The 26,053-nt window shown below is 64.5% G+C and carries 26 protein-coding genes and 1 tRNA gene; 10 read left to right on the top strand and 17 right to left on the bottom strand.

The window, feature by feature from the left end; genetic code table 11:
• The first annotated feature begins 332 nt into the window (after positions 1-332).
• The 4 genes from I6F17_RS16790 to I6F17_RS16775 all read left to right on the top strand — a co-directional run bounded on the left by I6F17_RS16790 (position 333) and on the right by I6F17_RS16775 (position 1,780).
• On the top strand, positions 333-692 hold the full coding sequence (locus I6F17_RS16790; RefSeq protein ID WP_007597092.1) for a response regulator: 360 nt from the start codon (positions 333-335) through the stop codon (positions 690-692).
• Positions 693-766: 74 nt separating this feature from the next.
• Positions 767-841 (top strand) — tRNA-Val (locus tag I6F17_RS16785).
• 214 nt (positions 842-1,055) lie between these two features.
• Positions 1,056-1,529 carry an L-2-amino-thiazoline-4-carboxylic acid hydrolase gene (locus I6F17_RS16780; RefSeq protein ID WP_036036668.1) on the top strand — a complete coding sequence of 158 codons (474 nt, stop codon included), beginning with the start codon at positions 1,056-1,058 and terminating at the stop codon, positions 1,527-1,529.
• An 8-nt stretch (positions 1,530-1,537) separates the two neighbouring features.
• A complete protein-coding gene (locus tag I6F17_RS16775; RefSeq protein WP_036036670.1) occupies positions 1,538-1,780 on the top strand; it encodes a hypothetical protein in 243 nt (80 codons plus the stop codon).
• Between the two features lie 11 nt (positions 1,781-1,791).
• Here I6F17_RS16775 and I6F17_RS16770 read toward each other — a convergent pair whose 3' ends face one another.
• The 3 genes from I6F17_RS16770 to I6F17_RS16760 all read right to left on the bottom strand — a co-directional run bounded on the left by I6F17_RS16770 (position 1,792) and on the right by I6F17_RS16760 (position 4,505).
• Positions 1,792-2,649, bottom strand: coding sequence for a glyoxalase superfamily protein (locus I6F17_RS16770; RefSeq protein WP_036036672.1), 858 nt, complete (start codon positions 2,647-2,649; stop codon positions 1,792-1,794).
• 207 nt (positions 2,650-2,856) lie between these two features.
• Positions 2,857-3,333, bottom strand: coding sequence for an NUDIX hydrolase (locus I6F17_RS16765; RefSeq protein WP_225130171.1), 477 nt, complete (start codon positions 3,331-3,333; stop codon positions 2,857-2,859).
• An 80-nt stretch (positions 3,334-3,413) separates the two neighbouring features.
• A complete protein-coding gene (locus I6F17_RS16760; RefSeq protein ID WP_225130173.1) occupies positions 3,414-4,505 on the bottom strand; it encodes an enolase C-terminal domain-like protein in 1,092 nt (363 codons plus the stop codon).
• A gap of 193 nt (positions 4,506-4,698) precedes the next feature.
• On the opposite strand from I6F17_RS16760, the gene I6F17_RS16755 reads away from it, so the two are divergent.
• Positions 4,699-6,261 (top strand): adenylate/guanylate cyclase domain-containing protein, encoded by a 1,563-nt coding sequence (locus I6F17_RS16755; RefSeq protein WP_225130176.1) that lies wholly within the window; start codon positions 4,699-4,701, stop codon positions 6,259-6,261.
• A 17-nt stretch (positions 6,262-6,278) separates the two neighbouring features.
• Here the strand turns inward: I6F17_RS16755 and I6F17_RS16750 are convergent, their stop codons facing one another.
• The 3 genes from I6F17_RS16750 to I6F17_RS16740 form a co-directional block, all read right to left on the bottom strand.
• Positions 6,279-7,505 carry an ABC transporter substrate-binding protein gene (locus I6F17_RS16750; RefSeq protein WP_036036685.1) on the bottom strand — a complete coding sequence of 409 codons (1,227 nt, stop codon included), beginning with the start codon at positions 7,503-7,505 and terminating at the stop codon, positions 6,279-6,281.
• A gap of 465 nt (positions 7,506-7,970) precedes the next feature.
• Positions 7,971-8,900 carry an alpha/beta hydrolase gene (locus I6F17_RS16745; RefSeq protein WP_225132141.1) on the bottom strand — a complete coding sequence of 310 codons (930 nt, stop codon included), beginning with the start codon at positions 8,898-8,900 and terminating at the stop codon, positions 7,971-7,973.
• A gap of 228 nt (positions 8,901-9,128) precedes the next feature.
• Positions 9,129-9,698 carry an alpha-ketoglutarate-dependent dioxygenase AlkB gene (locus I6F17_RS16740; RefSeq protein WP_225132142.1) on the bottom strand — a complete coding sequence of 190 codons (570 nt, stop codon included), beginning with the start codon at positions 9,696-9,698 and terminating at the stop codon, positions 9,129-9,131.
• 79 nt (positions 9,699-9,777) lie between these two features.
• Here I6F17_RS16740 and I6F17_RS16735 point away from each other — a divergent pair, with 79 nt between their 5' ends.
• Entirely contained in the window at positions 9,778-9,918 is a 141-nt protein-coding gene (locus I6F17_RS16735; RefSeq protein ID WP_167361649.1) for a hypothetical protein, read from the top strand.
• Here the strand turns inward: I6F17_RS16735 and I6F17_RS16730 are convergent.
• Genes I6F17_RS16730 through I6F17_RS16720 form a run of 3 tightly spaced genes read right to left on the bottom strand, consistent with a single transcriptional unit; the run spans position 9,915 to position 13,730 of the window.
• Positions 9,915-11,501, bottom strand: a complete 1,587-nt coding sequence (locus I6F17_RS16730) for an ATP-binding protein (protein ID WP_225111643.1) — start codon at positions 11,499-11,501, stop codon at positions 9,915-9,917. The two genes, I6F17_RS16735 and I6F17_RS16730, sit on opposite strands and share 4 nt — an antisense overlap.
• Positions 11,498-12,202, bottom strand: coding sequence for a response regulator transcription factor (locus I6F17_RS16725; protein WP_225132143.1), 705 nt, complete (start codon positions 12,200-12,202; stop codon positions 11,498-11,500). Before I6F17_RS16725 ends, I6F17_RS16730 begins: the two co-directional genes overlap by 4 nt.
• A 19-nt stretch (positions 12,203-12,221) precedes the next feature.
• Positions 12,222-13,730, bottom strand: coding sequence for a DUF4173 domain-containing protein (locus I6F17_RS16720; RefSeq protein ID WP_225132144.1), 1,509 nt, complete (start codon positions 13,728-13,730; stop codon positions 12,222-12,224).
• 188 nt (positions 13,731-13,918) lie between these two features.
• Here I6F17_RS16720 and I6F17_RS16715 point away from each other — a divergent pair, with 188 nt between their 5' ends.
• Entirely contained in the window at positions 13,919-15,325 is a 1,407-nt protein-coding gene (locus I6F17_RS16715) for a glycoside hydrolase family 3 N-terminal domain-containing protein (RefSeq protein WP_225132145.1), read from the top strand.
• Here I6F17_RS16715 and I6F17_RS16710 read toward each other — a convergent pair.
• From I6F17_RS16710 to I6F17_RS16695, 4 genes are all read right to left on the bottom strand, one after another.
• A complete protein-coding gene (locus I6F17_RS16710) occupies positions 15,320-16,942 on the bottom strand; it encodes an ABC transporter substrate-binding protein (RefSeq protein WP_225132146.1) in 1,623 nt (540 codons plus the stop codon). The two genes, I6F17_RS16715 and I6F17_RS16710, sit on opposite strands and share 6 nt — an antisense overlap.
• A 126-nt stretch (positions 16,943-17,068) precedes the next feature.
• Positions 17,069-18,340: a DUF892 family protein gene (locus I6F17_RS16705; protein ID WP_225132147.1), complete on the bottom strand. Its 1,272-nt coding sequence runs from the start codon at positions 18,338-18,340 to the stop codon at positions 17,069-17,071.
• 118 nt (positions 18,341-18,458) lie between these two features.
• Entirely contained in the window at positions 18,459-19,913 is a 1,455-nt protein-coding gene (gene hydA, locus I6F17_RS16700) for a dihydropyrimidinase (RefSeq protein ID WP_225132148.1), read from the bottom strand.
• 69 nt (positions 19,914-19,982) lie between these two features.
• Entirely contained in the window at positions 19,983-20,609 is a 627-nt protein-coding gene (locus tag I6F17_RS16695; protein WP_225132149.1) for a TetR/AcrR family transcriptional regulator, read from the bottom strand.
• 102 nt (positions 20,610-20,711) lie between these two features.
• Between I6F17_RS16695 and I6F17_RS16690 the strand changes: the two genes are divergently transcribed.
• The 3 genes from I6F17_RS16690 to I6F17_RS16680 all read left to right on the top strand — a co-directional run bounded on the left by I6F17_RS16690 (position 20,712) and on the right by I6F17_RS16680 (position 22,055).
• Positions 20,712-21,407: a PspA/IM30 family protein gene (locus I6F17_RS16690; protein WP_035997892.1), complete on the top strand. Its 696-nt coding sequence runs from the start codon at positions 20,712-20,714 to the stop codon at positions 21,405-21,407.
• 46 nt (positions 21,408-21,453) lie between these two features.
• Positions 21,454-21,729, top strand: coding sequence for a YiaA/YiaB family inner membrane protein (locus I6F17_RS16685; RefSeq protein ID WP_035997898.1), 276 nt, complete (start codon positions 21,454-21,456; stop codon positions 21,727-21,729).
• A gap of 119 nt (positions 21,730-21,848) precedes the next feature.
• A complete protein-coding gene (locus I6F17_RS16680; protein ID WP_025033895.1) occupies positions 21,849-22,055 on the top strand; it encodes a hypothetical protein in 207 nt (68 codons plus the stop codon).
• Positions 22,056-22,136: 81 nt separating this feature from the next.
• On the opposite strand, the gene I6F17_RS16675 is transcribed toward I6F17_RS16680, so the two are convergent.
• The 4 genes from I6F17_RS16675 to I6F17_RS16660 all read right to left on the bottom strand — a co-directional run bounded on the left by I6F17_RS16675 (position 22,137) and on the right by I6F17_RS16660 (position 25,855).
• Positions 22,137-22,598, bottom strand: coding sequence for a DUF3237 domain-containing protein (locus tag I6F17_RS16675; protein WP_225132150.1), 462 nt, complete (start codon positions 22,596-22,598; stop codon positions 22,137-22,139).
• A gap of 238 nt (positions 22,599-22,836) precedes the next feature.
• The gene (locus tag I6F17_RS16670) at positions 22,837-24,156 is read right to left on the bottom strand and encodes a TRAP transporter permease (protein WP_057028189.1); all 1,320 of its coding nucleotides are present in this window, start codon (positions 24,154-24,156) and stop codon (positions 22,837-22,839) included.
• A gap of 2 nt (positions 24,157-24,158) precedes the next feature.
• Positions 24,159-24,668 (bottom strand): TRAP transporter small permease, encoded by a 510-nt coding sequence (locus I6F17_RS16665; RefSeq protein ID WP_225131655.1) that lies wholly within the window; start codon positions 24,666-24,668, stop codon positions 24,159-24,161.
• Positions 24,669-24,838: 170 nt separating this feature from the next.
• Positions 24,839-25,855: a TRAP transporter substrate-binding protein gene (locus I6F17_RS16660; RefSeq protein ID WP_225131656.1), complete on the bottom strand. Its 1,017-nt coding sequence runs from the start codon at positions 25,853-25,855 to the stop codon at positions 24,839-24,841.
• Positions 25,856-26,053 lie beyond the last annotated feature (198 nt).

The raw sequence follows: 26,053 nt of genomic DNA, 5'->3' as shown, positions 1-26,053 counted from the left end.
TTCTCAGGCTTCGTCCCTTCGTGCCGCACGATCCGGACAAGCTCCGGGTCCAATGATTCGGCCGATCTCGCGGCTCTTATGTGTCGTCATTGTCCGGAATCGCAACCATTCTGCCAAGCGAAAAGATGTCATGGCCCCTTGGAACACGTCTTAACCGTGCAGGCATCGGGATGGGGACGCGCCGGTCCGGCTCGATTGATCTGGACCTCGTTCCGGTCCACAAAGAGCCGGCAGCGGGGCCGGCGCAGGGTTAAGATTTTCACCCCAAATTTACCCTCTGTCGGGCTTAGTGACCTCTGCTGATATCCTCTGGGGATTCGACGTTTCCTGCCATGCCAAAGATCCTGCTCGCCGAAGACGACAACGACATGCGCCGTTTCCTGGTCAAGGCGCTGGAAAACGCCGGTTTTCAGGTCTCGTCCCACGACAACGGCATGGCCGCCTATCAGCGGCTGCGGGAAGAGCCGTTCGAGATGCTGCTGACCGATATCGTGATGCCGGAAATGGACGGCATCGAGCTCGCCCGCCGGGCCTCGGAACTCGATCCTGACATCAAGATCATGTTCATCACTGGCTTTGCCGCGGTCGCCCTGAACTCGGATTCGGACGCCCCCAAGAACGCCAAGGTCCTGTCCAAGCCGGTGCATCTGCGCGAATTGGTCAGCGAAGTGAACAAGATGCTGGCGGCCTGAATCGGCCCCCTTCCGTCCTTGCGCCGGCTCCCCTGAGCCGTTATAGGGACCCCACCCGACACAAGTGGACTTTAGGGCACGTAGCTCAGCGGGAGAGCACTACCTTGACATGGTAGGGGTCACAGGTTCGATCCCTGTCGTGCCCACCACGCTTCGCCTTCGGCTTCGCATGGCACAGCCTGGAAGATTGCGGCGAAGTGTGTCCGGCGTAGCTCGAAGAGCGAAGACGGACTGGTGCGGCTTGCTCGAAAGCTTCTAGCCCGTTGCAGCGACGCGCAATCCGGCCGCGGTTTCCCGGCCGCTGTCCCGGATGACCCTACACTCCATCCCGGCTACAATGGCATCTCCGACACGAGGCCGCCCATGACCGTGTCCGTCATCGAGCAAGCGAAGATCCAGGCGCAGGTGCTGGTGCCGCTGATCAAGACGTTGCAGGCCGAACTCGGCGAAGCCCGCGCCAATGCGCTGGTGCGCAAGGCGCTCGGCGATCTCTATCGCGGCTTCGGCGAGGCGTTCTGGAAGGCCAAGAACGATAGCAATCTCGGCAAGGCCGTGTCGTCGGCCTTCAAAACTTATGCCCGCGACGATGCGCTCGCCTATGACGTGATCGAACAGACGGCGGACGCCTTCGCGTTCGACGTGACGCGCTGCGCCTATGCCGAGTTCTACAAGGCCCTGGGCGAGCCCGAACTCGGCTTCCTGCTGATCTGCACCGCGGACTTTGCGACCGCGGAGGGGTTCGGTCCCGACGTCAGGCTCACGCGCACGCAGACCATCATGCAGGGCGCCTCTCATTGCGATTTCCGCTACCGCCGGGATGGAGGCGGATCACAGTGAGAGGAGCGATGCGGACGATCGGTCTCGCCATGGCGATGCTGGTGCAGATGGCGCCGCGCGCCGACGCCGCGATCGTCGACTGGCAAGCCGAGCTCCAGCGCTGCCGCAGCTTGCGCCAGAACGTGGCGCCGCTGCTTCAGGCCGGCGAGGGGATCTCCGCCGTCGGCCGCTCCAGCAGGTCCGTCCGCCGCTGCATCTGGATCCAGCGGATGGCGGTGCGGAAGAAAATTCCCGGCGCGGAGGTGTGGTAGCCTTACCGAGCTCATGGCCCCGGCGTGACGAAGGCCGAGATGATCCTGCCGTCGTTGCCGAGCGCGATGTGCCAGTGCGAGGCTGCGCCACCCTGATGCCAGACGGAATAGACGTCCTGTCCTTGTGCGTTCACACCGAGGAATTCGATCGAGGTGATCGGGCCCATTTCGGCAAGGCCCGGCTGCAGGCGCGGCAATTGCTTGCGTGTCGCCTCGGCCAAGTCGGCGCTCATCTCGCCGTAATTGGGCTGGCCCGATGCGACGCTCTCGATCAGACGGCGAAGCGCGGCTGCGGTCCCGGGATTGGCGGACCGGCTGCTCATACGAGACTCGATCGCGCGCTGGAGCTCTTGCGCCGTGCTCGTGTCGATGCGTGGCATGGTGTGATCGTTGCCGTGCTGGCGCAGGATCACGGCGGTAGGCACCCCATCCGGCCCGAGGGTAAACCGTAGCTCGACATCGATCTCCCGCGCGGCGAATTCTGTTTCGCCCACCGCGTAATATGGCGCCGAGCTTTGACCGCTCAGCCGTCCGGACAGATGATCCTGTTCACGCGTCACGGTGAAGACGGCGCTATGGAATTGGTATGTTCCGGCATAACGATCCAGCACCGCCTGCGGCAACTGAATTTCTTTGGCTCTCGAGCGGAGCTGATCCGCAGCATCGGTCTTGGCACTTTCCTCGTTGCTGCGGCCCGAGCGGGCCTGCTCCGCGGAACGGATTCGGGCCGCCAGGACATTCCAATCGGCCAACCCGAACAACCTCGCGACGAGTTCGAGGCTCTCACTGACCGTGAGGGAGACCGATCGGGCGTTCAGGGAGTCGCGGAGCGTCTGCGCCATGGCTTTGGCGTCGCGGAAATCGCGCATGCTCTGTTCCTTTGCAATATGAACGGAGAATGTCAGGGCTTGCGTTACTGACCCGTTCGCGTGAGCAAAGGAAGCGGGCGGCGGTCCGATACACTTCACCATACCCCGACGGGCGCAAGCGGCCGGCGGTATCAACCTTTCGAAATTTTGCTTGAGAGCGCCATGCTTGTCAACCGACGTCGTCGGCGTCTCGACAAGGATCACGCATCACTCTTCCGTTGATGCACGACGCGCAGGCTGCAGCAGCAAGTCCTTCAGCCCCGTCGGGTAGAGCCTCGGCCCGCCGTCCAGGTCGAGATCGGCAAGGTCGAACCAGCGCGCGACGATTTGCTCTCCATTGTCCTCGCGGAAGTCGATGCGGTCCTGGCCGGCGAATGCGCCATCCGGAAACGCGACCTCCGCGATGAACATCACCTCGTGCCCGGCCGATGCCTCGTGCACAAAAATGTTCTCCATCACCAATGGCTCGCCCATGATGCCGACGTCGATGCCGAGCTCCTCGTTGAATTCCCGCACCAAGGCCGCGCGCCAGCTCTCGCCGAACTCGATCTCGCCGCCGAGCGGGCGCACGCCCTTGATCCGCCCCGCATCGTCGCGCACCTCGGCCGCCAGCAGCCGCCCGCCGCGCCAATGCAGGCCGATCGCGACGACGCGGATACGGGGATGTGGGCGCCAAGTGGTCATGGCGGATCGTTAATCCGTGTCGCATGCTTTCGCAACGAGGGACGAGATCGTGTGCTTGCGATGGCGAGATGAGAGACCCGTCACTCCACCAGATACTTCTTCACCGCCGCTTCGTCCCACGCGATCCCGTTGCCCGGCTCCTCGCTCGGCAGCGCGAAGCCGTCCTTGATCTGCAGCCGCGTTGCCAGCACCGCGTCGGCCCAGTCGACATATTCCAGCCAATGCGCGGTCGGCGTCACGCAGAGCAGATGCGCGCTGACTTCAGAGAACAGGTGCGACGACATCTCGATGCCGGCAGCATGGGCAAGCGAAGCGGCGCGGAGCCAGCCGGTGACGCCGCCGATGCGCTGGACATCAGGCATCACGTAGTCGCAGGCCTCTGCCGAGAGCGCGGTTTGCATGGAAAACGCGCTGTCAAAATTCTCGCCGATCTGGACCGGCGTCTGCAGCGCGTCGGCAATGCGGGCGCAGCCGGCATGATCGTCGTGGCGGATCGGCTCCTCGATCCAGCTGAGGCCCTCGTCGTCGAGCATCTCGCCGCGGCGGATCGCTTCGGTGACCGTCAGCGCCTGGTTGTAGTCGCACATCAGCGTGACCTCGTCGCCGACGGCTTTGCGCACCGCGCGCACCACGGCGAGGTCCTCCCGCGCATCGCGTCGGCCGACGCGGATCTTTGCGGCGTGAAACCCCTCGGCCAGCAGCTTGTGGGCTTCCTCCACCGCGGCGCCCGCCGGCATGATGCCCAGGCCCTTCGAATTGTAGGCGCGCACCGGCTTCGGCGCGCCGCCGAGCAGGCGGGCGAGCGGCAGGCCGCGCGAGCGCGCCAGCGCGTCCCATGCCGCCATGTCGATGCCGGATTGCGCCAGCCGCTGCAGGCCGGCGAGGCCCAGCAGCGTGAAGCGCTGGCTCAGCTTGCGCTCGATCTCGAACGGCAGCAGCTCGTCGCCGGCGACGAGGTCCGACATTTCCGTGACCATCGCCGCCAGCGGCTTCAAGGCCGAGGGCGTGAGCGAGAACAGATAGGAATGGCCCACCGCGCCGTGGTCGGTCTCGCAGTCGATCAGCACCAGCGGTGCCTTGGCGACCGCCCCGGTCGCGGTCTGGAGCGGTAGGTTCATCGGCACGATCACGGGGCGTGCGACAAAGCGCTTGATGCGGATGGTCTCGGTCATGGCTCTCTCCCGGCGGAGCGAATGCAGGTCGGGCGCCGATCTTAAGCATCCGTGATCAAACGAAAAGGCTCCTCTGCCGACCCACCATAAAATGGGGTTGCGTGAGCCTGCGATTCTTGGCTCTGTGGCGCCGCATTCCTTGCCGCAAATGCCGAGGGGTTTGCGACAAAATCGCACACAACGGAGCCACGACGTGAAACAAGCGATCTCCGAAGAACAGCGCAAGAGCGGCGTCCTCACGGGTGCCGCGATCGTCTTCCTCCTGCTCGCCCTGCCGGTCGCGGTGTGGCTGGACCTGACCGAGCTCAGCAAGACGGCGCTGCGGCGCCAGGCGATCGATCTCAATTCGGTGATCACGAGCGTGCGCAGCTATTACGGCTCCAACGTGGTCGGGCGCGTGCTCGCCAACCCCAACGGCAGCACCAAGGTCGTGCACAATTACGAATCCGTGCCCGGCGCGATCCCGATCCCCGCGACGCTGTCGCTGGAGCTCGGCCGGGTGATCGGCGCCCAGCAGGAGAACATCACCTATCGCTTCGTCTCGGACTTCCCGTTCCAGAACCGCGCTCCGCACCAGCTCGACAAGTTCGAGAAGGACGCGCTCGATGCGCTGCGCCGGGATCCCGAGCAGAAGATCGTGGAGACCGAGACCTCGCTGTTCAACGACAAGGTCCGCCTGGTTGCGCCCGTCACGATGGGGCCGGCCTGCGTCAGCTGCCACAACAGCCACCCCGAGAGCCCGAAGAAGGACTGGAAGGTGGGGGATGTCCGCGGCATCCAGGAGGTGATCATCGCCCAGCCGATCGCCGCCAACATCTTCTCGTTCAAGTTCCTGCTGGCCTATTTCGTGATCGCCGCCGGGAGCGGACTGGCGTTCCTGTCATTGCAGCGCCGTCAGGCGCGCCGCATCAAGAACATGAACAAGGAGCTCGAATCCGCCAACGACTTCCTGGCCTCGCTGTCGATGAAGATCTCGCGCTACATCCCGCCGCAGGTCTACAAGAGCATCTTCTCGGGCCAGAAGGACGTCACCATCCACACCGAGCGCAAGAAGCTCACTATCTTCTTCTCCGACATCCAGAATTTCACGGCGACCGCGGAACGGCTCCAGCCAGAGCAGCTGACACAGTTGCTCAACGAATATTTCACGGAGATGTCGGCGATCGCCCACGAATATGGCGGCACCATCGACAAGTTCATCGGCGATGCCATGCTGATCTTCTTCGGCGACCCCGAGACCAAGGGCGACCGGGCCGATGCACAGGCCTGCCTGCAGATGGCCTGGCGCATGCAGCAACGCCTTGCCGAGCTGAACGCGAAATGGCGGGCGTCCGGCATCGAGCAACCGTTCCGCTCGCGCATGGGCATCAATTCCGGCTATTGCAATGTCGGCAATTTCGGCAGCGCCGACCGCATGGACTACACCATCATCGGTGCGGAGGCGAACCTCGCTGCGCGCCTGCAATCGATCGCCGAGCCCGGCGGCATCGTGCTGAGCTACGAGACCTTCGCTCTTGTCAGCGACGTCGTCCGAGCGCATGCGTTGCCGGCAATCACGATGAAGGGCATCAGCCGCGAGGTGATCCCCTATTCGGTCGACGCGCTGAACGACAAAGCTGCGGAGAACAGCGGCATCATCACCGAACGCGCACCGGGCCTCGAGCTCTATCTCGACCCCGCCGTGGTGAAATCAGGCGACGCCGCACGCGTCCGCTCGCTCCTGGAGAACGCGCTGGCCTCGCTCAAGCCGGCGTGAGGGGAGGGTAAGAGACCTTACCTTGCCGCGCCTTCCGTGAACGCGGTCTCGATCACGTCCCCGAACGGCTGCCACGACCGCCCGTCGAACTGCACCAGCCGCATCTGCCTGATCGGCAGGTAGCGGTTGGGCGAGGTGTTCATCCTGATGTTGGGCAATGCGACCGAAGGCTGATAGTCCCTGAGCGAAGCCGCCTGGCGCATGATGTTGTCGCGTGAAAAATCGTCGCCGCATTGCTTCAGCACCTGCGTCAGCGCCTCGGCCGCGGCGTAGCCATAGACGGCCGCACTGTTGTTGGTGCTTTCGACCCGATGGTATTTGTCCATGAAGGCGAACCAGTCCTTCATGCCGGGATCGTCCTTCCAGGCGGGATCGCTCGGATCCTTCAAAAAGGCCGCCGAAATCACGCCCGCAGAGTTTTCCAGCCCCGCGGGCGCCATCGCGTTGGCGATCGAGGCGGAGGCATCGTTGACGATGAAGACGGGACGCCAATTCAGGGACGCTGCCAGCTTGATCACCTTGGATGCGGTCGAGGGCACGCCGAGGAAGACGAAGATGTCGGCACCGGCGCGCTTGAGGATCGAGACGTGCCCGTCGAGATGCTCGTCGGCAAGGTCGAAGGCGATGTCGACCAGGACGTGACGGTTGAGATCGCCGAGGCCCTCCTGGATGCCCTTGTAGAGCATGCGCCCGAACTGGTCGTTCTGCCAGAGCACGACGATCTTCTTCCTCGGGTAAGAGGCCTGGATGTAGTTGGCGTAGATGCGCCCTTCCGACCGGAACGACGGCTGCCAGCCCATGGTCCAGGGAAACGCGCTCGGCTGGCTCAGCTCCTCGTCGCCGGAGGCGACGAACAGTTGTGGGATCTTCTTCTCGTTCAGGTACGAGCGCGTGACGAGATTACCGGGCGTGCCGAACGAGCCGAACATCAGGTGCACGCCGTCCTTCTCGACCAGCTTGCGCGTCAGCTCGAGCGCGGTCGCCGGATCGGAATTGTCGTCGCGGGTGATGAAGCGGATCTTGCGGCCATTGATGCCGCCGCGCGCGTTGACCATGTCGAAATAGGCCGCTTCCGCCTGGCCGATCGCGCCGAATTCCGAGAGCGACCCCGAATACGGCATGACATTGCCGATGCGGATTTCCTCATCGCTTGCGGGTTGATCCGCGTGCTGCTGCAGCGACATCGCGCCCAGCGATGCGATGGCAATCACGGAAACGAACAGCATCCTGCCGATGACGCGCATGTTCGATGCCTTGTGGTTGGCCCCAACGAGGTCGGCTCAATCCCCACCAAGGCCGCTTGATCTAGGTCAAGCGTTTGGCAATCGTGTGGCTGTCGCGCTTCGATGCGACGCATGGGCCGGAAGCGAAATGGCAGGCGTGTTGACGCGCTGCATTGAGTTCTGATCGAGAGTGTGTGTCGTGTGGCAACCTGCTCTTACCCTCCCCTGGAGGGGAGGGTCGATCGCGCGTAGCGCGAGCGGGGTGGGGTGATCTCTCGACCCGGGCAGTGTGCGACGCTGATAGACCGTCACCCCACCCCGTCTCACATTGCGCTTCGCTTCATGTGAGCCGACCCTCCCCCTCCAGGCCCCCTCCAGGGGAGGGTAAGGACCGACCGCCCACGACGCGAGAAGTGTGCTCCTGCGGCGGAGGGCGGGGGATTGGCCCAGCAAACGGTCAGAGTAGAAACCGCGCTACCGCAACCCCTACGGCAACCCCCGCGCCTCGAGCTGACGCACCAGCAGCAGCGTCGGCTCCGCGAGGCTGTCGCCGGAACCATCGAGGCCGAAGGCGTTCGCGATGCCGTCGCGGCTGCGCAGCAGCGTGCTGCGCGGGCAATGGCCGGCGCCGCACAGCGTCTTCTTCAGCGTCTCGCCTTGCGCCACGAGGCCGGCGGAATCATCCGCGGCCCAGGCCAGCACGATCGGCACGTCGACATTGAGGATGCCGGGGAATACCGAGCGCTTGTCGTACTGGGTGGCGTCACCGCCGAGATAGGCCTTCTCGCTGTCGCTCGCGTCCTTGCCGACGCGGTAGATCCCGGACACCAGCACCACGCCCGCGACGTCGGCGCCGGCGGTCTGCAGCTCGGGATGCGCCAGCATGGTCGCGACGTGGAAGGCGCCGGCGCCGTAGCCGACCGCGACGATCGCGCGGGCATCGCCGTTGAAGAGGTCGATATTGCCATGAACCCAGGACAGCGCCGCGGCCACATCGGCCGCGCCGGCCGGCCAGGTCGCCGCGGGCGCCAGGCGATAATCGACGCGGACCCCGATCATGCCGTGGCGCGCGGCAAAGCACATCGCCTGGTCCTGGATCTGGCGCGACAGCTCCGGCGCTCCGCGGTCGCCGGTGAAGGTATCTCCCGTCACGAACAGCAGCACCGGCCGCGGCGTGTCGGCCTTGGTTGCGCTGGTCGCGACATCGAGCACATTGGCCTCGCTCTCGCCATAGCGCAGGCCGCGCGAGAAGGTGACCTGCTCGCATAGCCGTGCGGTGCCGCCTGCGGTGGTGTCGGAATCGGTGAGGCCCGCCTGCACGAGACCCGAGGGCGGCGGGAGCCGGCCCGGCACGGGTCCGTGCGCGGAGGCCGTGGTCATGGTCAGAAACAGGAAAAATGTCAGATAATTCTTCATGGGTGTGGCGGCCTTGCGGGGCTCCATATCGGCTCGCTGATCTGGCCCGTCTTTTCAATTCATCTCATTAGTTAGCCGGCCTTGAGGCGAATTCGCGGCACCTTGGATGCGCAGCCGCCGTTTATCCCGATCCGTCAGGCCGTTGTCCAGCGCCGCCGAGGCTCGCGCCTGAAACGGCTTTCTACTGTGCATGGGGTTGTTTTCGCGGCTTTTGTTTTGGATGGTCCGTCAGGCCCGCTTCATCGTCCGGAAGGTGATGGAGTAGCGCCGCGCCGCGACTGGGGGGATGCTGTGCTCCCACTGCGACCGCGCCTCGCCGTCCATCATGTAGAGCGAGCGCGGCAGGGCCGCGAGCGTGTGGCGCTCCCACTTGGCGCTGTTGCGGCGGCGGAAGCGGAAGTTGCATGGCGAGCCCAGCGACAGGCCGAGCACCTTGTCGAAATGCGGCTTGTCGCGATGCCAGCCGATGCCGACGCCGACCTCGTATTCGGTGCACAGCACCTGCCGGACGCTGCCTTCCGGCAGCGCCGCCCAGGCCTCGGCCTGCCGCGCGACCGACCGCACCCAGTCCGGGATCGGACCGGCCTCGGCCAGACGCTGCAGCGTGTAGTCGTAGCGATAGCCGAACGACGCCACCCGGCGGTTGCCCTCGAACGCGCCGAACTGAAAGCGCTGGAGCGGCAATGCTGCGATGCGGCCGATCAGATCCTGCTCGGCGGCCCGATCGATAAAATCGTCCGTGTAGCGAAGTCCGGCCGGGCCTTCCTGCGGGTCGGCGAACAAACCTAGCTGCGTCATGCCTCGCATTTCCGTGATGGAACCTCTTTGCGGCTGATGCGACTTATCTATGACGCGGGAAGAAACGTGCGAGGCTGTCATGGCAGAGAAGCATACCGCCGATCCGGTTGAGATCATGCGGGCGACCGGTCATCCTGAGTTGGAATACGCCGCCGGCTGGACTATCGCCGGTCTCGCCACCATCGGCACCATCGTCGCCGTCTGGGTCTTTGCGATCTAGGCAACCGGAAACTGGAGCTCGAAGGCTGCGCCCTCGTCGGTCGGCTTAAGCCTGATCGAGCCGCCATGGCTCGCCATCACCGCGCGCGCGATCGCCAGCCCCATCCCGGTGCCGCCCTGGTCGCGGCGGGTGGTGAAGAACGCATCGAAGATCCTGTCGCGGTTCGGCGCCGATATCGGCTCGCCATCATTGCTGACCGTCACAAGCACGGTCGTCCGCGCGTCGACCGCCTCCAGCCTGATCGTCCCGGCCTTGTGCCGCACCGCATTGTCGGCGATGTGCGACAGCACGATCAGCGCCTTCTCCGAGGACATGCCGATCGCCCGGTCGAGGCTGCCGCTGGCCTCGATCGCGCTTGCCGGAAACCGGCTCCTGAGATCGGCGATCACGGGTGCCAGCTCGGTGCGTTCGTTCTGCGGCAGGCTCTCGGCGCGGGCGAGCTCGCGCAGCCGCTGCGCCATCGCCTCCAGCCGCTGGGTATCCGACAGGATGTTAGCGATGAAGGTGTTCTGCTCGGCCGGCGTCAGGCCCTCGGCCTTGCCCTGAACCGAATCCTGCAGCAGCTCGGCCGCGCCCTTGATCGAGGTCAGCGGCGATTTCAGCTCGTGAGTGAGATGGGCCGAGAAGGTCGCGATATAGTCGGAGCGCCGCGCCAGCTGCTCGGCCATGCCGAGAAAGCTGTGCGAGAGCTGGGCGAACTCGCGCGTGCCGTAATGCTTCAGCGGCTGGAACGCCTCCCGGTCGCCGCGGCCGATTCGGGCGGCGCGGTCGATCAGCTCGCGCATCGGCAGCGTGATGGTGCGCGAGAACACGAGGCCGATCGCGATGGTGCCGAGGATGACGGCAAGGCCGGCCAGCACGAACTTGGCCCGCTCCTGGTAGAGGTGGTCGAAAATGTTGCTCGGCGTCCGCGTCGTGTAGATCACCCCGGCGACGCGGTTGTTGACGATGACGGGCATCGCCGAGAACACGTGCACGCCGAGGCCGCGGCTGAAGGAATAGATCGGCGGCGGCGGCTTGTCCGGCACGCGGTTGCGTAAAGTCGCGCGGTATTGCCCGTGCAGGGCGTCCGCGACCTCCTCGATATGGGCGAGCGACTGCCCGACCTCCTGCCGCCCGGCAATCACCACGCCTTGCGGATCGAGGATGCGAAAGCCGGCCAACGTCACCTTCTGGGTCTCGCGGATGATCGGCGTCAGCCTGGCCCCGATCTCGACATAGGCTGCTTGCGCCTGCCCGGGCGCGGGCAATGCGTCGGGCCGCCGCCGCAACAGGTCGTTCGCGGTGAGGTCGAGCGCGGGGCGGATCGGTGTGACCTGGTCGCCGGGATCGGGCAGCACGCCCGGCGGCACCTCGGCGCCGAGCACGAGGCCGCTGTCGAGCCGGGCCGTCACCTCCTGCGCATAGATCGTCGCCAGCACGCGGCTCTGTGCGATCAGCTCGGCCTGGGTCTGGCGGATCAGCTGGTTGTCGTAGAGACGGAAGAAGAACAGGCCGACCAGCGGCAGTATGCCGACCGTCGCCAGCACCGTGAAGATCACGAGGGTGAGCGACGGCCGCCATTTGTCGGGCGCAGCACTCATGCCTCTTTCTCGCAGCGGCCGAGCTTGAAGCCGACGCCGTGGATGGTCTCGATCACGTTGTCGCAAGCAAGCGCCGCGAGCTTGGCGCGGATGTTGCGGATATGGCTGTCGATGGTGCGGTCGGAGACCTGGATGTTGAGCTGGTAGGCCGCGCGCATCAGCTGCTCGCGGTTGAACACCGATGTCGGCCGGGTCAGGAACGCGCGCAGGATGCCGAACTCGATCGCGGTCAGCTTCAGCGGCGTGCCGGCAAAGGACGCGACATGCTGTTCGGGATCGATCAGCAGCCCGCCTTGCGTCAGCGCGGTGGGCCCGGCCTTGGCCTCGCCGTTGCGCGGGCTGAGGCGGCGCAGGATGACATTGACCCGCGCCACCAGCTCGCGCGGGCTGAACGGCTTCGTGACGTAGTCGTCGCCGCCGATCTCGAGGCCCAGGATACGGTCGATCTCCTCGTCGCGCGCCGACAGGAACAGGATCGGCACGTCGGAGCCTTTGCGAATCTCGCGGCAGACGTCGAGGCCGTCGAACTCGGGCATGCCGATGTCCAGCACGATGAGATCGGGCCTGTCGGCGGCAAAGCGGAGAAGCGCCTCCTTGCCGTCGCGGGCCTCGATCACGTCCATGCCGGCCTTCTTCAGGGCGACGCGGATGACCTCGCGGATGTGGCCTTCGTCGTCGACGATGAGAATGCGATGCGCCAAGTAACTCTCCGTGTCCTCGTCAACTCGCCGGCTGGCTGCCGGCCTGAGCTTTCGCCTCGGCGTCCAGCCTGCGCTGGAGTCGCCAGTTGCGAAAGCCCCAGCTTCGCCAGGCCAGGTCCTGACGCTGCTGTTCTACAAGGCGATCGCGGCGTGACACAAGGCAGCCCTCTTTGACGGCGGGCCGTAGCGCGATCGCCTTGTCGATGGCTGGCACCGCCTGCGGCCCGAGCGTCAGGAGATAGTCGATGTCGATCTGCACGCCTTTTCCCGAAACTTCCCGGCTGTGGACGACATTGTAGTCGGCGATGAAGGCGTCGAAGTTCACGAGCGAGCAGCCATAGAGCACGATAGCCAATGCGGCGAGATTGGCGCCGATCAGCCATTGATTGGACCTGTCGAGCACGATGCGCGCGACGATCAGGATCAGGCCGAGCGCTACCAGTCCCATCCAGACGAACGCTGCAATCCGCCAATAGGTCAGCATGTAGATGTCGACATAGAGATCGAGCCGGCGGATGGAGGAGACGACCAGCAGCACGTTCTGTCCGACCCAGAGATAGACCAGCGGCCGGATCACCTTTGATTTCTCGGCCGGCCCGCCCGGACGCATTGCCACCAGCACGAAGGCAGCGGCGAGGAGGGCGGTCGCGATCAGCGGATAGGCGCCGCGATGGGAGTAGGTCGCATAAGTCATGTTGTCGGGCAGCGCCACGTGGCCCCAGAGATAAATGCCGTCGAGAATGGACTGTGCCGCGAACAGCAGGTTGAACAGGATCAGCGAGCGCAGGATGGTGGAGGGGCCGAGAAATTCCGCCGAGACCATAGGCGGCAGCGGCGGTGGCACGGGGCCCTCGGCCACGGCGGTGGCGACGACCGCCCTGCGCCGCCAGCGCACATGGATGAACGGCCAGACCAGAGCCAGCATCAAGGTCCAGAACAGGACGCGCCACATGTTGACATGGTCGAGCATGACCTTGGGATTGAGCAGCGACACCCATTGCTCGATCACCGGATTGGCGGCGGCGAACAATGCGATGAAGACGGTGCTGAGCGCCGCGGGCATCAGCCAGAGCGCGATGCCGCGGGTGAAGGCCGACATGTTGAAGGCCTGGGGCGCATCGAGGAAGAACCTGAAGGGACCGAGCAGGAGGAAATTGCACAGCGCGCGGGCGCGGTCGGTGAGCCCGGACGTATCGGGATTGGTTGCAGGCAACAGCGCAATCGTCAGCGACGCGACGAGGATCAGGAACGATAGCGTGTTGAGCTCTTCCATGGCCGGCACAAGGCCGAGCACGAGGATCGCGCCGCTGATCATCGCGCGCCGCAGGTCCAAAGCCGCATGATTGAACAGCACCGACACGCAGGCAGTCGCGATCGCAAACAGCGTCAGCGACAGCCCGATCCGCTGACCGTAGAACAGCCAGTCGGCGAGCCCGGCCAGCAGCAGCGCCACTGCGAGCTTGGCCGACAGCGCCGAAGGCCTGATCGGCTGGATATCCGTCGTCGACGTCGAAGCCAGGCTCGTCATGTCCAGAAAGTCTCCGTGAATGGTGGCATCACGAATTCTGAACGGCACTTGTGCAGACGGCAGGATCATCGTCTGCACGGCTTCAGGAGTTTTTTGCAGTTTTCGTGCAGGTGCGCTTTTGCCTCTCGCGCAGCGTGATTCGCTTTGATAGGTGCGAAGCATTCATCGCTTTTCGCAAGTGACTCATCATGCAATTGCTCAACCGCATCGGTCTCATCCTGCTCTGGCTGGCCGCGCCCGTCGCTTCATTCGCGGCCGCGAACAAGAACGATCCCTATCTTCTCGTGCTGCGTGGCGCCGGAAACACCGCGCTTGTCGTCGCAAGCATCGGCATCGTCGTTCTCTTGCTGCGCAGAGGGCATTGGAGCACCATCGCCGGCAAGGCGCTCGTCGTGCTCTGGTGCCTGCCGTCGCTCTTGATGTCGGCTGCGCATCTGAAGTTCGAGCTGCGCAAGCACGACGTTCTCAACGCCAGCGCCGCCGAGGCGCGGCAGCTCGGGCCGCACTTCATGGTCGGCTATTCCTCCTTTCCCGAGGTTGCGCGTCTTGCCAAGCAGGGCCTGATCGGCGGCGTCTATGTCACCCGGCACAATATCCGCGGCCGCGCCATCGAGACGTTGCGGGCGGAGATCGCGGCGCTGCAGGATCTCAGGCGCGCAGCCGGCCTGCCGCCGCTGATCGTCGCCGCCGATCAGGAGGGCGGCATCGTCGGGCATCTTGCGCCGCCGCTGACGAAAGTGCCGGCGCTGGCGACGCTCACGGGACTGGCTTCCGATGAGCAGCAGGCCAAGGCCGAGGAGTTCGGCCGCATCCACGGCCGGGAACTCGCCCAAATCGGCGTCAACCTCAATCTCGCCCCGGTGCTCGACCTCAAGCCGCCGGCGCGGCGCAACCGTCTCGATTTCCACACGCTGATCGGCCAGCGCGCGATTGCGAGCGATCCCGCCGTCGTCAGCACCATCGCGAGCGCCTATGTGCGCGGGCTGGAAGAGACGGGCGTCGGCGCCACGCTCAAGCATTTTCCCGGCATTGGCCGCGTGCGCGCCGACACGCATCATTTCAGCGCCAATCTCGACACGCCGGTGAAGGAGCTGGAGGCAACCGACTGGCTCCCGTTCCGCGAGGTGCTGTCGCATTCGCGCAGCGCCCTCATGGTGGGCCACGTCACGCTCACAGCCGTCGATCCAGATCGCGCCGCCTCGCATTCGAAGCGCGTCGTCGATGGGATCATTCGTGGGACCTGGGGTTACCAGGGTGTGGTGATGACCGACGACCTCATCATGGGCGCGATCTACCAGAACGACGTCTGCAAGGCCGTGGTCGAGGCGATCAATGCCGGCGTCGATCTGCTGCTGGTCGCCTATGACGGCGCGCAGTTCTACCGTGTCTTTGCCTGCGCCCTGGAAGGATCGCGACAGGGCAGGCTCGACGCCGCGATGCTGCATGCGAGTCAGGCGCGGCTGAAGCGTCTCGTCATGCCCGGGCTTGTCCCGGGCATCCACGTTCTTGGCGCAGAGAGGCAAGGCGTGGATGGCCGGGACAAGCCCGGCCATGACGATGAGAACATTTCGAGCTCTCGGGCCGCCAGGCTATGATTTCGCGAACTGGCGATAGTCCGGTTCGCGGTGAAACCAGAATTCGTAGCCGGAGACGCCCTTTTGCATGGCAACGTCGTGGATCGGCTGGTTAAGCGGAACGACGGGAACGTCGCGCATGCAGAGCGCGATGAAATCCTTCACGCATCTGTCGTACTCCGCGGCATCGTTGGTGAAGCGCGCCTTGTCGATCAGGGCGTCCATCTCCTTGTTCTTGTACGAGGAGATGTTGAAGATCGAGTTGTTGCCGTGGAAATTCCAGTAGAAGTAATATTCGGGATAATCGAGCCAGCCGCTGAAGCGGTTGAGCGCGAGCGGCAGCTCCTTCTTGTTCAGCGTCGTACGCCAGTTCGCACCGGGAATCTTTTCGATTGCCGCCTTGATGCCGATCTTGGCGAGATTCTCCTGGATCAGGATCGCGGTCGGCTCGCCGACGGTGGCGGTGCCGGTGTCCAGCGACAGCGTCGTCTCCAGGCCGGATTCGAAACCCGCTTCCTTCAGCAGCGCCTTGGCCTTGTCGAGATCGGTGACGTAAGGAAACGGCTGCGGCCAGACCGGCTTTGAGACTTCGGCGGTGCCGCCATACATGGGAACGGCGCGGCCGAAGAACGCGCTGGTCTGGATCTGCTCGTACGGCATGGCCCAGGCGATGGCCTGGCGCAGCTTGACATTGTCGAATGGGGGCTTGGCGGTATTCAACGCGACGTACCACAGCGCGTTCGGGATCGGCACGCCGGAGACCTTGACCTTGCCCTCCTTGATGATCTGCTCGAAATCGCGCGGGGCAAAGCCGCTGGAAATATCCGCATCGCCCCGCTCCAGCATGGCGCGGCGCGTGCCGGCGGAGGGAACGTCGCGGGCGATCACGCGCTTGACCTTCGGCAGCGGCCCGCTCTTCCAGTCGTCGAAGCGCGTCAGCACGGTCTCGCTGCCCGGCTTCCAGCTCTCGATCTTGTAGGCGCCGCCGCCGGCCTCGTTGTTCCTCAGCCAGGCCAGCGCCCACGGGTCTTCCGGCGTTGCGTTCTTCCTGGCGAGCTCGGAATTGATGATGAAGGGCACGACGACGGCGACGTTGAACAGCAGCATCTTGTCCTTGCGGACATAGTCGATACGGAAAGTGTGGTCGTCGACCACCACGAACTGCTCCGGCTTCTCCAGCGATCCCGCCGACATCTGGAAGGTCGGAAAGCCGCCGACCTTCACGGCGCGGTCAAACGACCATTTGACGTCCTTGGCGGTCACAGGCGTGCCGTCGTGGAATTTTGCGTCCTTGCGAAGCTTGAAGGTGCAGGACATGCCGTCGGCGGCGACCTCCCAGCTCTCCGCCAGCTCGGGCGCGAGCTTCTCGCGGTCATACGACAACGTCCCGTCCGGCAGTGTCTTGGAGGGGTAGGTGAGCAGGCGGTCGTAACAGTTCCAGGACAGGCCGTTCACGGTCTGGTTGGAGCCGACGCCCTGCATGTCCAGCGAGTTCGGCCCGAGCTCCTGCACCACCAGCAACGTCTCGCTGCGCCCCTGCGCCCAAGCGAGGCGTGGCGCAAAGGCTGCCATCCCGGCGGCACCGAAGCCGCCGAGCATGACGCTGCGGCGGTTCAAATCGAGGGGTGAAACGCTCAAGGGTGCCTCCTGTCCGGAATTGTCCGGCATCGAGAGACAAGCTGTATGCCAGAGCCAGGAAGCCCCAAGCCGCCCCGCGACAAGGCGAGGCGGCTTGGATCGATAGGTGTTGCGCGTCGGCGCAGACTACTCGGCCTGCTCCAGCGCGGCGGGCATCTTCGCCACCGACATCAGCGATCGCGCGATCTGGTTGAGCAGGAGATCGGCATTCTCTTCTTCGGCGAGAGATTTGGAGAGCAGGGCGACGATCGCGCTGTGGCGCAGCTGCTGCGCCAGGTTGCGCGCGGTGGTGTAGCCGGACATCTCGTAATGCTCGACGCGTTGCGCCGCAGAGATCAGCGCGAGGTCGGCGGCTGCATCCTCCTTCTCTTGGCTTTCCTTCATGACCTCCTGGCCTTCCTCGATCAGGCCCATCATGCCCTTGCAAGGCTTGGCGCGAGCGTTCTCGCCGAGCAGCTCGAAGCACTCGTTGATGCGCTCGACCTGATTTTCGGTCTCGGCCAGATGCTGCTCGAACAGTTCGCGCAACTGGTCGAAGCGCGCGGCCTGGGCCATCTTGGGAAGCGCCTTGGTCAGCTGCTTCTCGGCATGGAGGATGTCACGCAGCTCATGCAGCAGCAGATCGGTCAGGCCGGCCTCGTCTACAGGCGGCGAGCTCTCCGTGACGATCGGGGTGGCAGCGCCCGGATCGGCGGATTGCAGCGCAGGCGATTCTGTGAACACCCAGTCCTCGCCCTCGTTCCACGGGCCGCGGGTGTCGATTTCGCCATGGTCGCCGCTGCCGGTGGAATCGTTGAAGTACTGGTTGACGAGGCCGGGCGTGGGGGCAATCCGGCCGATGCTGAAGGCCGGCTTCGACAGGCTCTCGAGCGCGCGCGCGAACGCCTTCATATGCGTGATCTCGCGCGTCATCAGGAATTGCAGCGCGTCCTTGCTGCCGGCATCGTCGCAAAAATTGATCAGGCGCTCGTAGACGATCTTGGCACGCGCTTCGGCGGCGATGTTGCTGCGGAGATCGACGTCGAGCTCGCCCGTGATCTTGAGATAGTCGGCGGTCCAGGGATTGCCTTGCGAGTTGAACAGATTGACGCCGCCTCCGCCGGCAATCGCGATCAGAGGATCGGCCTCCGCCGCCTGGCGGTCATTCCGCGAGGGCGCAAGATGCATCCGGGCGAGGCAACCGACGACTTCGAGATGGCTGAGCTCTTCGGTGCCGATATCCATCAAGAGGTCCTTGCGGTCGGGATCCTCGCAATTCAGTCCCTGAATCGAATATTGCATCGCAGCCGCAAGTTCGCCGTTGGCGCCGCCAAACTGCTCGAGGAGCATATTGCCGAAGCGCGGATCGGGCTCGTCGACGCGCACGGTGAACATCAACTTCTTGACGTGGTGATACATGGGGGACTCGCGTGCTGGAGGAAAACTACGCGACAACGAGGCCTCCAGCCGTTCGTTCCTAAGTCTCTTCGATATTGAGGCTGTCGTTGCCCGGACGTCTGCCAGGGAGCGCGATGGCTTACGGCGTCACCGCACTGCGCGCGACGGCGCGCGGAGCCGTCAGTTCCTTCCAGGTCGAATTTGCCACATGCACCGGCGAGAAGGCGGGACGTTCGACGTATCGGCCATCGCCGGCCTCGGCGCGCAGGTCGCCATCCTTCCAGACGATACGGCCGCGCGACAGCGTCGCGGCCGCACCGCCGGTGCAGGCAAAACCCTCGAACACGTTGTAATCGATCCGGCTCATCTGCCGCGCGGCGCTGATGGTCTTGCTCGCCTTGGGATCCCACACCACGATATCGGCATCCGAGCCGACGGCGACCGCGCCCTTGCGCGGATAGATGTTGAGGATGCGGGCGATGTTCGCCGAGGTCACCGCGACGAATTCCTCTTTGGTCAGCCGCCCCGTGGCGACGCCCGCGGTCCAGAGCAGCGCCAGGCGATCTTCGAGGCCGCCGGTGCCGTTCGGGATCTTCCTGAAATCGCCGCGCCCGAACCGCTTCTGCTCGGTGGTGAAGGCGCAATGGTCGGTTGCAACCACCTGGAGCGAGCCGGCCTGCAGGCCGGCCCAGAGGCTGTCCTGATGCTGTTTGTCGCGGAACGGCGGCGACATCACGCGCTGTGCGGAATGATCCCAGTCCTTGTTCTGGTACTCGCCGGCATCCAGCAGCAGATGCTGGATCAGCGGCTCGCCATAGACCCGCTTGCCGCTGGCCCGCGCGCGAGCGATGGCCTCATGCGCCTCGCGGCAGCTGGTGTGCACGATATAGACCGGCGTGCCGGTCATATCGGCGATCATGATGGCGCGGTTGGTGGCTTCGCCCTCGACCTCCGGCGGCCGTGAATAGGCGTGGCCTTCCGGGCCGTTGACGCCGCGCGCGATCAGGGCGTCCGGCATCAGGGCGACGACGTCGCCGTTCTCTGCATGGACAACCGGCATGGCGCCGAGATGGGCGCAACGCGCGAACGAGTTATAGAGCTCGTCGTCGTTCACCATCAGCGCGCCCTTGTAGGCCATGAAATGCTTGAAGGTGTTGATGCCGTAGGTTTTGACCACAACCTCCATCTCGTCATGGATCTGCTTCGACCATGACGTCACCGCCATGTGGAAGCCGTAGTCGCTGGCCGCCTTCTCGGATTTGTGCCGCCACTCCTGATACGCCGCGAGCATGGATTGGCCGGGATCGGGCAGGCAGAAATCCACCACCATGGTGGTGCCGCCGCTCAGCGCCGCCTTGGTTCCGGATTCGAAATCGTCGGCGGTGACGGTGCCCATGAACGGCATTTCGAGATGGGTGTGTGGATCGATCCCGCCCGGGATGACATAGGCGCCGCCTGCATCGATGACCTCGCTCCCTGTCGGCGCATCGAGCGATGCGCCGATCGCGACGATGGTCTCGCCCTCGATCAGCACGTCCGCGCGGCGCGAATGATCGTGATTGACGACGGTGCCGCCGCGGATGAGGAGGGGCATGAGGTGCTCCGAGAGGTGAGGGACGGCTCGAAGGCTAAGCGCGCGACTGGCGATGCGACAGGTGAAATTTTAGTCAGCCGCCGCTCCTTCCACGTCGTGCGCGATCAGCCCGTCGATCATCGCGCGCACGAGGCCCGTGATCTCCTTGCGCAGCGCCGGCAGCGGCACGGCCACCAGCTTCTGCTCCAGCCCGAGCGCCACCATGCCATGCACGGCCGAGAACAGGCTGCGTGCGGTGATGCCGAGTTCCTCCGGGCTGCGCCCAGGAAACAGTGCGGCCAGCGGCTGGTAGATATGACGGAACAGCTGCATCTGGTCGTGCACGGACCAATCCGGCACCAGCTTGCCCGTCTCCATCCGGTGCTCGAACAGCGCGCGCCAGAGCTGGAGGTTTTCGGCGGCGAATTCGCAATAGGCGAGGGCGATGCGGACCAGGGATTCCCGTGGCGTTGGCTCGCCGGCATTTGTTGCGAAAGTCAGCGTCTCGTCGAGCCGGAGCAGCGTGCGCGAGCCGACCCGCAGGATCAATTCGTCGACATCAGCCACCAGATTGTAGACCGCGCCATTGGCGCAGCCGATCTCGCGGGCCAAATCGCGGGTCTTGAGACCCGCCAGCCCCCGCTCGACGATCATCTGTTCGGCCGCCTGGATCAGGGCCGCACGCAATTTCTCTCGCCGTTCCAGGGCCTTAGTCATTCTTAACCAAATTCTTGAGCGTCGCTCAAAATATATTGAACGATGTTCAAGATTCCTGCTACAAACCATCTGTGAGCAACGCTCATAGACAGGGAGCAACCAATGTTCAAGACCGTCGTGACCCTCTTCCGCGGCAGCGTCGCCGCTGCGGGCGAGGAACTGGAAGACCGCACCGCCCTTCTGATCCTGGATCAGCAGATGCGCGATGCAGCCGCAGCCGTCGAGCGCAGCAAGCGCACGCTGGCGCTGGCAATCGCGCAGGACCAGCAGGAAGGCCGCAAGCTCGAGGCCACGAATGCGCGTATCGCCGATCTCGAGACCCGTGCCGTTGCGGCGCTGGATGGCGGCCGCGAGGACCTCGCCAAGGAGGCCGCCGAAGCCATTGCGGCGCTGGAGGCCGATCGCGATGCTGCCATGACGGCGCGCGCGCTGTTCGCGACCGAGATCATCAGGCTGAAGCGCCACGTCGCCAACGCGCAGGCCCGCATCACCGAGCTCGATCGCGGTCGCCGGATCGCCCGCGCCTCGGAAGCGGTGCGCTCGCTTCGCCGCAGCGGCATCGAGGCCGCGCGCCCCTATGAATCGACATTGCCGGAGGCGGAGGGGACGTTGAGGCGTCTGCGCGAGCGGCAGATGGAGGCTCAAGCGGCGGACGATGCCCTGGTCGAGCTCGACGCGGCCACCGGCCCGCTCGCCACCGCCGAACGACTCGCCGAGCAGGGCTTTGGCCCGCGGCTCAAGACGACCGCAGACGACGTGCTGGCGCGATTGAAGTCCAGGCGCATGCCGGCGGCCTGACCGCAAGTCCGAACCGAACGCAATCATCAATCGACAGGAGACCATCATGAACCAGAACGGCCAGCCCCATAGCGGCGCTTGGGTGAGCTTCACCTACGCGTCCTTCGCAGCTTCCGCCTTCCTCGTCGCCATCGGCATCTTCTTCCTGCCGATCGACCTCTGGATGAAGGGTTATCTCACCATGGGCATCGTGATGATGATCCAGACCTGCGTCACCCTGACCAAGACCGTGCGCGACAATCATGAGAGCAGCCGCCTCGTGAACCGCATCGAGGATGCCAAGGCCGAGCGGCTGCTGATGGAGGTCTCCAAGGCGGCGTAAGGCGAACGGTCGCAGCGCGCCCTCTGGGGCGACAGGGGCGCGCGCGGCAGGCAGGGTGCATTGTGCTTCGCGTGCAGGTGCGATATGGCTCTCGCGCTTTCCAGAGGCGGAGACGAGCTTTGTCGAAACAATCCCTGCGCGAGGAGGCCGAGCGCCTGATCCGCGAATCGATGGAAAAGAAGACCATCGTGGTCAAGCAGGGCACGACCCGCATCGAGGCCGTTTGCGGCAAGTGCGGAGCGCCGAACCGGGTGCAGGCGGAAAAGGGCCAGACCCGCGTCAAGTTCGCCTGCAAGAACTGCGGGCACAAGCAAGAGACGTTGTAGGCGTCTTCACCTCATCCGGGTCGCCTCGGCGATGTGCAGCATCGTCCGGCGCGATCCGGCTAGAGGCCCTAGGCCTCTCCCTCACATCACCTGATGCACGTCGATCACGACGCGATCCGCATGGCGCGCCGCTGACGCCACGAAGATGTGCTCCATCAGCCAGCGGTACGTCTCGTGACCGGTCTCGAACTTCGGCACGGTGCGGAAGTAGATCAGCTTCGGATCGACCGGCTCGCCGCGCTTGAGCTTGTGCAACAGCTCGACCGGGCCGAAGCGCATACCTTTGTTCTCGACATAGACGGTCGCACCGTCATCGGTCTCGAAGGCGTATTTCGCTTCGAGATCGATCAGCTCGTTGGGTCGGATCGTCTGGAAGTCGGCGCCGAAGGGGAGCACCTTTCCGGTAACCGCGCCCGCCACCTCGCCGCCGATGATCGGAATGATCCGGCGGACGCCGATCCCGGTCTCGCCCGCGGTCACGACATCGCCGATCCGCGCGGTGATGGTGAAGACGTATCTTGTTTCGAGGGTCGGGGTGGTCATCGCTTCACCTCTTAATTGGCCATGACGAACGATACCGCGTCTTACCCTCCCCTGGAGGGGTCCGGGACGAGTGAAGCTCGCCCGTGGGTCGGCGCGAAACGCCGGGGTGGGGTGATCTCTCCGCTCGCGCAGTCTTCAATGTGGAGAGACCGTCACCCCACCCCGCTCGCGCTATGCGCGATCGACCCTCCCCCTCCAGGGGCCCTCCAGGGGAGGGTAAGTAACGGTCTTCGCCAAGCTAATGCGCCATCATGCGCGTCGGCAGCCAGGTTGCCAGCAGCGGGAAGGCGATCAGGATCACGAGGCGCACGAGGTCCGTTGCCACGAACGGGCTTACGCCCTTGAAGATTGTGGAGAAGGAGACGTCCTTCACCACGCTTTTTATGACGAAGACGTTCATGCCCACCGGCGGAGTGATCAGGCCGAGCTCGACGGTCACGACGATGATGATGCCGAACCAGATCGGATCGAACCCCAGATGCATGATCACCGGAAAGATGATCGGCACGGTCAGGATGATCATCGCCATCGCGTCCATCAGGCAGCCGAGCACGAGATACATCACCATGATCAGCGCCAGCACGCCGTACGGACCGAGGCCGAGCCCGGTGAGGAATTCCGTCACCTTCTGCGGCGTCTGCGTCACCGTGAGGAAATAGCCGAAGATCAGCGCGCCGATCAGCACGGTGAACACCGCAGCCGCGGTGCGCGTCGCCTGCAGCAGTGAGGCCAGCACCTTCTCGCGGTCGAGGCGGCCGGTCAGCACGCCGATGATGAAGGCCCCCGTCGCGCCGACGCCGCCGGCTTCGGTCGGCGTGAAGCGCGGCAGGAAGGGCAGGCCGTAGAGGCCGCCGATGACGAAGATGAACAGCAGCACCGGTGCCCAGATCTCCTTCAATCCGGCAAAGCGCTCACGCCACGGCGTCACCTTGCCCTTGGGGAGGAAGTCCGGGCGGAAATAGCCGATCAGGGAGATCGTGATCATGTACATGGTCATCGCGAGCAGGCCCGGGATGATGCCGGCGATGAACAGCTTGCCGATGTCCTGCTCGGTGATGATGCCGTAGACCGCAAGAACAGTGGATGGCGGTAGCATCGCGCCCAGCGTGCCGCCGGCCGCGATCACGCCGGTGGCGAAGGACTGCGGATAGCCGAAGCGCCGCATCTCGGGATAGGCGACGGCGGAGAAGGTCGCCGCGGTCGCGACCGAGGAGCCGCAGATTGCGGCAAAGCCGCCGCAGGCGCCGACGGTGGCAATGCCGAGTCCGCCGCGCAAATGTCCGACGAAACCGTTGGCGGCGCGGAACAGCTCGCGGCTCATGCCGGAATTGCTGACGAAGGAGCCCATCAGCAGGAACATCGGGATGACGCCGAAGGTGTAGTCAGTCACGGTCCGCATGGTGACCTGACCGACCATCTTCAGGGCCGGTGTCGAGCCCACGAGATAGCTGAAGCCGCACACGCCGACGAGGCCCATGGCCATGCCGACCGGCACGCGCAGCAGCATCAGGGCGAACAGGGCGACGAAGCCGATGACGGCGACGGCGTCGGTACTCATGGTTACTCCGTCACCTTGCTCTTGGGTTCATGCATGTCTTCGGGGTGGAAGATCAGCCGGTACGTGCGGATCGCGATCAGCAGCACGGCGCAGACGTCGCCGATCCACGCGACAAGGAAGAACGGCCATGTCGGCATGTGCAGGTCGAAGGTCTGAACGTTGTCGTTGTAGGTCAGCCGGACCTTGTCGAACAGCGTCCAGGTCTGCACGGTGACGACGAACAGCAGCACCAGGGTCGCGAACACGTCGATCCAGCGCTGATGGCGCGGCCCGACATTGCCCCAGACCAGGTCGACCGTGATGTGGGTGCCGCGATAGGAGGTTGCCGCGATGCCCCAGAAGATGAGGATGCCGAGCAGCATTCGGCCGATGTCGAAGCTGTCGGGGATCGAATAGTTCAGCGTGTTGCGCAAGAGCACCGACAGGAAGATGTCGAGCGCGACGATGCCGACGAAGCCGGCCGCGATCCATTCGATCGAGTCGATCACGCGATCCATCCAGGAGCGCTTCATGGGTGTTTCCTAAGCACTGCTATTTTCATTCTCGGCTCTGGCGACGGCACTTCGCCTCTCCCGCTTGCGGGGAGAGGGGGAAGAGACATGGTACGCTCCTCACCTGCTCTCAGCTTGCAAGGCAACGGCGGCAGGACCAATCCCGCCGCCGCGTTTCCTTCGCCACCGCGTCACTCCGCCAGCGCGTTGTACTTCTTCAGCGAGGCCTTGAGATCCGCGAGCGCGGCGTCGGGATCGGCGCCGGCCTTCTTGGCGCCGTCGCCCCAGGTCTTGACCAGCGGCTCGGCGGCCTTCTTCCAGGCCGCGATCTGCTCGGGTGTCAGCTTGTAGACCTCATGGCTGGATTCCGCCTTCACCTTGGCGATGCCGGCGTCCTCGAACTTGCCCCAATGCTCGCCGACCGCGCCTGCCATCTCGACCGTGCAGTTCTTGTCGATCGCGGCCTTCTGCTTGTCGGACATCGCGTTGTACTTGTCCTTGTTGATCACGAACACGAAGGTCGTGGTGTAGAGCGGCGCCTCCATGTCGTACTTGGTCACCTTGTCGATGCCGAACAGCACCAGGGAGCCCCAGGGGAAGGTGACGCCGTCGGCGACGCCGCGCTCGATGATGTCGCGCACTTCCGGCGCCGAGGATTGCACGTTGGTGCCGCCGAGCGAGGTGACGAAGTTCGCCATAGTGGCGTGGGCGGGGCGGATCTTCATGCCCTTCACGTCCTCGGGGTTGACGATCTTCTTGGTGCGGGAATGGAAGGAGGAGGGCGAATGGACGAAGGCGAGGCAGTATTTGACGTCCTTCATCTCCTTCTCGGCATATTTGCGATACCACGCGTCGAGCCCCATCGAGCCGCCCTTGGCATCCGAGATCAGGAACGGCAATTCCCCGGCGCCGATGATCGGGAAGCGGCCGGGCTGGTAGCCGGGATTGACATAGGTGACGTCGGCGATGCCGTCGCGCGCCATGTCGTAATGGTCGAACGCCTTGCCGAGCTGCTGGGCCGGAAACACCTTGCCGGTAATGGTGCCGCCGGAATCCTTGTTCACCGCAGCCACCCAGTCTTCCAGCGATTTCTGCAGCGGATGCGATGCCGGCACCCAGTGCGAGACCTTCAGGTCAAATGTCTTGTCCTGCGCGAGCGCGGGGCTCATGCTTGCTGCCAGCAGCAAGGCCAGACAGGCTTTCCTCATCACGCGTCTCTCCCTTTTGCGAGGGCGGGCTTCGTTGGCCCGGTCTCGTTAATTAACATGTTATCTAATTCGCCGGCGCGTTCAAGCCGGAACTGAGGCGCGCCGTGTCGCGCCATCTACGTCAGTCATGTTGCATGGATTTGTCGCTGCTCGGGCGACCACCGCTCTCCCTTTGCGCAAACGTTATATGGTATAATT

Source organism: Bradyrhizobium sp. NBAIM18, assembly GCF_020193825.1.
GTDB lineage: Bacteria > Pseudomonadota > Alphaproteobacteria > Rhizobiales > Xanthobacteraceae > Bradyrhizobium > Bradyrhizobium yuanmingense.
The sequence above is the reverse complement of the archived record's forward strand: the minus strand, read 5'-3'. Positions and strand labels throughout refer to the sequence as shown.

Coding starts and splice junctions, on each gene's coding strand:
- I6F17_RS16790 (WP_007597092.1), top strand. CDS start 333: ATGCCAAAGATCCTGCTCGCCGAAGACGACAACGACATGCGCCGTTTC.
- I6F17_RS16780 (WP_036036668.1), top strand. CDS start 1,056: ATGACCGTGTCCGTCATCGAGCAAGCGAAGATCCAGGCGCAGGTGCTG.
- I6F17_RS16775 (WP_036036670.1), top strand. CDS start 1,538: ATGCGGACGATCGGTCTCGCCATGGCGATGCTGGTGCAGATGGCGCCG.
- I6F17_RS16770 (WP_036036672.1), bottom strand. CDS start 2,649: ATGCGCGATTTCCGCGACGCCAAAGCCATGGCGCAGACGCTCCGCGAC.
- I6F17_RS16765 (WP_225130171.1), bottom strand. CDS start 3,333: ATGACCACTTGGCGCCCACATCCCCGTATCCGCGTCGTCGCGATCGGC.
- I6F17_RS16760 (WP_225130173.1), bottom strand. CDS start 4,505: ATGACCGAGACCATCCGCATCAAGCGCTTTGTCGCACGCCCCGTGATC.
- I6F17_RS16750 (WP_036036685.1), bottom strand. CDS start 7,505: ATGCGCGTCATCGGCAGGATGCTGTTCGTTTCCGTGATTGCCATCGCA.
- I6F17_RS16745 (WP_225132141.1), bottom strand. CDS start 8,900: ATGAAGAATTATCTGACATTTTTCCTGTTTCTGACCATGACCACGGCC.
- I6F17_RS16740 (WP_225132142.1), bottom strand. CDS start 9,698: ATGACGCAGCTAGGTTTGTTCGCCGACCCGCAGGAAGGCCCGGCCGGA.
- I6F17_RS16735 (WP_167361649.1), top strand. CDS start 9,778: ATGGCAGAGAAGCATACCGCCGATCCGGTTGAGATCATGCGGGCGACC.
- I6F17_RS16730 (WP_225111643.1), bottom strand. CDS start 11,501: ATGAGTGCTGCGCCCGACAAATGGCGGCCGTCGCTCACCCTCGTGATC.
- I6F17_RS16720 (WP_225132144.1), bottom strand. CDS start 13,730: ATGACGAGCCTGGCTTCGACGTCGACGACGGATATCCAGCCGATCAGG.
- I6F17_RS16715 (WP_225132145.1), top strand. CDS start 13,919: ATGCAATTGCTCAACCGCATCGGTCTCATCCTGCTCTGGCTGGCCGCG.
- I6F17_RS16705 (WP_225132147.1), bottom strand. CDS start 18,340: ATGTATCACCACGTCAAGAAGTTGATGTTCACCGTGCGCGTCGACGAG.
- hydA (WP_225132148.1), bottom strand. CDS start 19,913: ATGCCCCTCCTCATCCGCGGCGGCACCGTCGTCAATCACGATCATTCG.
- I6F17_RS16695 (WP_225132149.1), bottom strand. CDS start 20,609: ATGACTAAGGCCCTGGAACGGCGAGAGAAATTGCGTGCGGCCCTGATC.
- I6F17_RS16690 (WP_035997892.1), top strand. CDS start 20,712: ATGTTCAAGACCGTCGTGACCCTCTTCCGCGGCAGCGTCGCCGCTGCG.
- I6F17_RS16685 (WP_035997898.1), top strand. CDS start 21,454: ATGAACCAGAACGGCCAGCCCCATAGCGGCGCTTGGGTGAGCTTCACC.
- I6F17_RS16675 (WP_225132150.1), bottom strand. CDS start 22,598: ATGACCACCCCGACCCTCGAAACAAGATACGTCTTCACCATCACCGCG.
- I6F17_RS16670 (WP_057028189.1), bottom strand. CDS start 24,156: ATGAGTACCGACGCCGTCGCCGTCATCGGCTTCGTCGCCCTGTTCGCC.
- I6F17_RS16665 (WP_225131655.1), bottom strand. CDS start 24,668: ATGAAGCGCTCCTGGATGGATCGCGTGATCGACTCGATCGAATGGATC.
- I6F17_RS16660 (WP_225131656.1), bottom strand. CDS start 25,855: ATGAGGAAAGCCTGTCTGGCCTTGCTGCTGGCAGCAAGCATGAGCCCC.